Below are 5,035 nucleotides of genomic sequence, written 5' to 3' on the forward strand. Positions count from 1 at the left end.
TGGCATCGTGCTGCGCGTACACAAGCTCGGCGAGGCAGACCGCATCATCACGCTGCTGACCCGCGAACGCGGTCTCGTACGCGCTGTCGCCAAGGGCATCCGCAAGACGACCTCACGCTTCGGTGGCCGGCTCGAGCCGTTCATGCATGTTGAGCTCCAGCTCGCTGAGGGACGCTCGCTCGACATCATCACCCAGGTCGAGACGGTCAACGCGTTCGCCAAGGATCTCGGCGCCGACTACGCCGCCTACACCGCCGGCACCGCGATGCTCGAGACTGCAGAGCGGCTCGTGCAGGAGGACGGCGAGCCCGCGATCCAACAGTTCCAGCTGCTCACCGGAGCGCTGCATGCGCTGACCGAGGGCCGTATGACGCCCAGCCTGATCCTCGATTCGTACCAGCTGCGGGCACTCTCGATCGCTGGCTACGCGCCGACGTTCGACGGCTGTGCGCGATGTGGCGCCGAGGGCCCGCACCGCAACTTCAGCGCCCAGTCCGGCGGCATGCTGTGCGATGACTGCCGGGTTGCCGGCTCGGCCGCTCCGTCGCCGTTCACGGTCACCCTGCTCGCTGGTCTGCTCAGCGGTGACTGGGAGACGGTGGCGACTTCCGACGACCGCACTCGCCGCGAGGCGAGCAGCATCGTCAGCGCCTACCTCTCGTGGCACCTGGAGCGGGGCCTTCGATCGCTGAGCCACGTCGATCGATGAAGCAGCCCACGCCGCACCCCTCGGGTGCGAAGCCGCCGTCCCTGCCCATCGAGCAGGTCCCCAAGCATGTCGCGATCGTCATGGACGGCAACGGTCGCTGGGCCAAGGCTCGCGGTCTGCCGCGGACGGCGGGTCACGAGATGGGGGAGGCCGCGCTGTTCGACGTCGTCGAAGGTGCGATCGAGGTTGGCGTGAAGGCTGTCTCGGCCTACGCGTTCTCGACCGAGAACTGGAAGCGCTCGCCCGAGGAGGTGCGCTTCCTGATGGGCTTCAACCGCGATGTGATCCGCCGTCGTCGTGACTCGATGCATGATCTCGGCGTACGTGTTCGCTGGGCCGGTCGTCGACCCAGGTTGTGGCGCAGCGTCATCAAGGAGCTTGAGGTCGCCGAGGAGATGACCAAGCACAACAAGGTCCTCACCCTCACGATGTGCGTCAACTACGGCGGCCGAGCCGAGATCGCCGACGCCGCAGCCGCTCTCGCGCGGGATGTCGTTGCCGGCAAGGTCAACCCGGACAAGATCACAGAGCGTACGTTCGCTCGCTATCTCGATGAGCCAGACATGGAGGACGTCGACCTGTTCTGGCGCACGTCCGGTGAACAACGAACGTCCAACTTCCTGCTTTGGCAGTCGGCATACGCGGAGATGGTGTTCTCCGACATCGCCTGGCCAGACGTCGATCGGCGTGCCCTATGGGCAGCAATCGAGGAGTACGCAGCCCGAAACCGTCGCTACGGCTCTGCCTAGGCGGCTTGGGGTCGGTAGCGGTTGTTGCGCAGGGGTCTGCGTTGCGGATCAATCGAAGGTGGCGGGATGTATTCGGGGATCCCATCGTCTGCGAACCAGATTTCCCATTCTTGTGCGTGGACGATCCGGTGGTGGTGTGGGCAGATGAGGACGATGTCTTCGAGGTTGGAGGGTCCGCCTTGACCCCATCTCTTGCGGGCGTGGTGTCCGACGCACCAGGAAGGTGGCCTGTCGCATCCGGGGAAGGAGCATCCACCGTCCCGTCGTTCGGCGGCTCGTCGCTGGGCCCGGTTGAACAGGCGTTGTTCGCGGCCGCAGTCCAGCGGGAGGGGTTTGCCGTTGAAAACCATTGGCAGGATCGCCTGCTCGCAAGCCATCCGTCGAACTTGGCTGGCTGAGACGCGGCACCCGGTGGACAGGGTGCCGGCTTTGAGTCCGTCGATCAGGGACTTGAGCTCAATGTTGACTGTCAGCGTGACGCCAACACCTGCTGTGACCGGGAGCTTGTCTGCGGGTAGGTGCTCGATCAAGGTCATGAAGGCGACGGCCATCTGCTGCCCGTACGTGGGCTTGTCGTCCAGTACGGCCAATGCGGGATTGTCCTCGCGTTGCTTGATCTGGGGAGCGTTCAACGCTTCGAGGCAGTTCTTGAGCATGTCGCCCTGGGCTTCGGGGATCACGAACTCGCCTTTGTAGGTGCCATCGCGGCGGTCTGCGATCCAGAAGTAGGACTCCTTGAGCGCCCGATCCTCACGTTTGACCAAGATGTCGTTCTCGTGCGAGTCGACCTTCTCGGGTGCGAACACCTCGGTGATTCGGTCGGCACGTCGGGTGAGGTCTTTGAACGTCAACTGGGGTGCGTCATCTAGCAGTTGTGTTTCGCAGGCTTCGCGTTGTTCTGGGGACGGGTCACCCGGAAGGTCTTTGACAGTGCGGGCGATCAGCTCGGCCTGAGCCAGCGTCACCTCGCCACGTCCCAACGCTGCCTGAGTCTGCGAGGCATCCTGCAGACGTGCGGCCTGGCCGAGCATCCGCTTGGCGGCGGACGGGTCTCCACCGAACGTGTTGGCCAGCAAGGCGCCCGTCGACGTCGCACCCAACGACGCAGCGGCCTTGGACGTCTCCAGTGCCCGTGCAGCTGCGAGCTGATGTGCCTTGACCTGTGACTCAAGGCGGCCAAGGGCCTCGCACTCGGCGACGATCTCATCGGGTGCGAGGCCGGCGTACGAGTCAAGTGGGATGGCAGCGAGTGCCATCGCAGCGGGGGTAGACCTCGACTCGAACATATGTTCACTTTATCGAGTGTCAGTGACAGAAATCAAGACCTGAAGTAAAGAAAAATACTGGAATTACAGGAAATATTGAGGTCGATGAAGCACCCGCTTCCAGACTACAGATCGCCGCCGACAGCCCGATCAACTCACGAATCAGGGTGTGGAAAGCAGTTTCAGCGCACCCTTGGCGAAGGCGACGACCCGCTCAGGTGGGTACGCATCAGGTTCGGTGATGAGCTTCGCGGCGAGACCTTCGGCCATCGCGAGCACGGCCACTGCCGTGACCTCCACATCCATGTCGGTACCCGTGAGGTACTCGTTGAGTACGCCGCGGATCTGGTTGAGCACGAACTCGCGGCCCTCATCGACGTGCGCGCGGACGATCGCGGGAGTCCCATCGGCCGGCAGCAGCATGAGCCGCCAGACTGTTGGTTGCTCGTGGACCGCCGTCGCCAGCGTCGAAGCCCAGGAAATCAGCGCATCTTCGGGAGCACTGTCTGCTGCTCGAGGTGGCATCGCGGCGGCGAGCGCTGCGAATGCTCGCTCCTCCTGGCGTTCGAGCAGTGCCATAAGCAGCTTCTGGCGATCACCGAACGCGTTGTAGACGACAGGCTTGGCGATGTCGACGCGCCGGGCGATCGCCTCCATCGAGGCGGCGGCATAGCCGTCCTCGACGATGATCTCCAGCGCAGCGTCGAGGACTTGCTCGCGACGCACCTCGATGCTGAGACGTGGTTGGCGTGCACGAGCGGTCATACGGCTGCCTTGAGGGCGAGCTCGGCGGGCGAGGCGAGACGGCCGTACTTCGCGCGCGCCTCCGCCGGCGTGATGACGACGGGGTTGATCGGCTCTTCGCCGGTGAGGGCCGGCTTCACGACGGCGAGTGTCGCGGGGGAGATGAGCTTGAGAACGCGCAGCTTGATCGGCAGCGGAGTGGCAAGGCGGGCGGAGATCTTGACCAGCGGCCTGACGAGCAGGCGCGTCGCCCAGCTCTGGTTGAACCCGCTCATCTTCTGCATCCACTTCGGGAACGTCGAGATGGTCGCAGCGCGCATGACCTTGCCGATCGCCACGGTGAATGGGCGAAGCAGGATCTGGCGCGGCTGCACCAGCACTGCTGCGTCGAGGAGGTGGTCCATCATCTCCTGCGTCTCCGAGGTCACGCAGAGGCGAGGGCGTACGTCCTCAAAATACTGGCGGATGCCCTCGCGATCGCGCGGTACGTCGGCCGGATCGCAGGTCTGCAGCTCAGCTGCGATCGCACACTCGGCCCAGTACTGCTTCTCGTCCGCTTCGGACAGGCGACCAGGACCGAACGTCTCGTAGACGTACAGAATCGAGTGCCAGGCGGTGAGGTGGATCCACAGCTGCGTCTCGGGGTCGTTGGCGCTGTACGGGCGGCCACTGACGGGCTCGATGCCGGTGGCCTTGGCGTGCACGCGTACGAGGATCTCCGACGCTTCGATGGCCGCGCGGCTGTCGCCCAGTGCCATGGTCGCGAAGTAGACGATCGTGTTGTCGTAGCGGCCGGCCGGGTTGTAACGCACCTTGTCGGTCCCGACCACGGCAGCGAGTAGGAACGGGTCGAGCTCTTCGATCACTACGGAACGTTGGAAGCCGACCGTGAGCGATGTCGGGTAGCCCCACAGGCGCCACGTCACCGAGTCCGGGCCGAAGAACCCGTGGTCCTCTCGCTGGCGCTTCACGATCTTGCGGGTGTTGGGGCGACTCGACGTCATGGGAGCTCCTGGGAGTTAGTTACGCATCCGTAAGTATGGTTGCGTAACTAGAGAAGCACGTCAAGCATCTACTCCGAGACGGCGACGACCACCTTGCCGAGCGCCTTGCCCTCGCCGACGTACGCCAAGGCGTCCGCGGTCTGTTCAAGGGGAAAGGTGCGGTCGATGTGGATGTCGACCTCGCCCGCCACGCACAGGTCGGCCAGCTCGGTGAAGTGGTCGGGGCCCATGCGTACGGCAAGCACACCGATTCGGCGACCAGTCGCCAACCCCACGAAAGTCCCTGCGGTGAGGATGCGGAGCAGCGCGCGCGTAGTGCCTCCACCACAGCGATAGCGGCCGCCGCGAGCCAATGAGCGTTGGTAGGCGAACACCGATCGGTGCGCGACGTTGTCGAAAACGCGGTCGTATGGGCCGGTTCGGGTGAAGTCGTCCTGGCGATAGTCGATCACCGCGTCAGCCCCGAGCTGGCGCATGAAGTCGAGCTTGCTCGCGTTGTCCACGCCAGTCACGTGTGCTCCGGCGCGCTTGGCCAGCTGGATCGCGAATGCTCCCGACCCGCCG

At 64.5% G+C, this 5,035-nt stretch carries 6 protein-coding genes; 2 read left to right on the forward strand and 4 right to left on the reverse strand.

Annotation, left to right across the window (positions count from 1 at the left end; genetic code table 11):
• Positions 1–4 precede the first annotated feature (4 nt).
• Both recO and V6M39_RS05140 read left to right on the forward strand, forming a co-directional pair.
• Positions 5–709 (forward strand): DNA repair protein RecO, encoded by a 705-nt coding sequence (recO, locus tag V6M39_RS05135; protein WP_332642666.1) that lies wholly within the window; start codon positions 5–7, stop codon positions 707–709.
• Positions 706–1,458 (forward strand): isoprenyl transferase, encoded by a 753-nt coding sequence (locus V6M39_RS05140; protein ID WP_332642660.1) that lies wholly within the window; start codon positions 706–708, stop codon positions 1,456–1,458. The genes recO and V6M39_RS05140 overlap by 4 nt, the downstream gene beginning before the upstream one ends.
• On the opposite strand, the gene V6M39_RS05145 is transcribed toward V6M39_RS05140, so the two are convergent.
• From V6M39_RS05145 to V6M39_RS05160, 4 genes are all read right to left on the reverse strand, one after another.
• The gene (locus V6M39_RS05145; protein WP_332642661.1) at positions 1,455–2,714 is read right to left on the reverse strand and encodes an HNH endonuclease signature motif containing protein; all 1,260 of its coding nucleotides are present in this window, start codon (positions 2,712–2,714) and stop codon (positions 1,455–1,457) included. The two genes, V6M39_RS05140 and V6M39_RS05145, sit on opposite strands and share 4 nt — an antisense overlap.
• Positions 2,715–2,885: 171 nt before the next feature.
• Positions 2,886–3,488, reverse strand: coding sequence for a TetR/AcrR family transcriptional regulator (locus V6M39_RS05150; protein ID WP_332642662.1), 603 nt, complete (start codon positions 3,486–3,488; stop codon positions 2,886–2,888).
• The gene (locus V6M39_RS05155; protein WP_332642664.1) at positions 3,485–4,471 is read right to left on the reverse strand and encodes an oxygenase MpaB family protein; all 987 of its coding nucleotides are present in this window, start codon (positions 4,469–4,471) and stop codon (positions 3,485–3,487) included. The genes V6M39_RS05150 and V6M39_RS05155 overlap by 4 nt, the downstream gene beginning before the upstream one ends.
• Before the next feature lie 68 nt (positions 4,472–4,539).
• Positions 4,540–5,035, reverse strand: a 496-nt coding sequence (locus V6M39_RS05160) for a zinc-binding dehydrogenase (protein ID WP_332642665.1), incomplete at its 5' end; no start/stop codon positions are given.

Origin of the sequence: Aeromicrobium sp., from assembly GCF_036675695.1 — a bacterium.
GTDB lineage: Bacteria > Actinomycetota > Actinomycetes > Propionibacteriales > Nocardioidaceae > Aeromicrobium.

Coding starts and splice junctions, on each gene's coding strand:
- V6M39_RS05155 (WP_332642664.1), bottom strand. CDS start 4,471: ATGACGTCGAGTCGCCCCAACACCCGCAAGATCGTGAAGCGCCAGCGA.
- V6M39_RS05145 (WP_332642661.1), bottom strand. CDS start 2,714: ATGGCACTCGCTGCCATCCCACTTGACTCGTACGCCGGCCTCGCACCC.
- V6M39_RS05140 (WP_332642660.1), top strand. CDS start 706: ATGAAGCAGCCCACGCCGCACCCCTCGGGTGCGAAGCCGCCGTCCCTG.
- V6M39_RS05150 (WP_332642662.1), bottom strand. CDS start 3,488: ATGACCGCTCGTGCACGCCAACCACGTCTCAGCATCGAGGTGCGTCGC.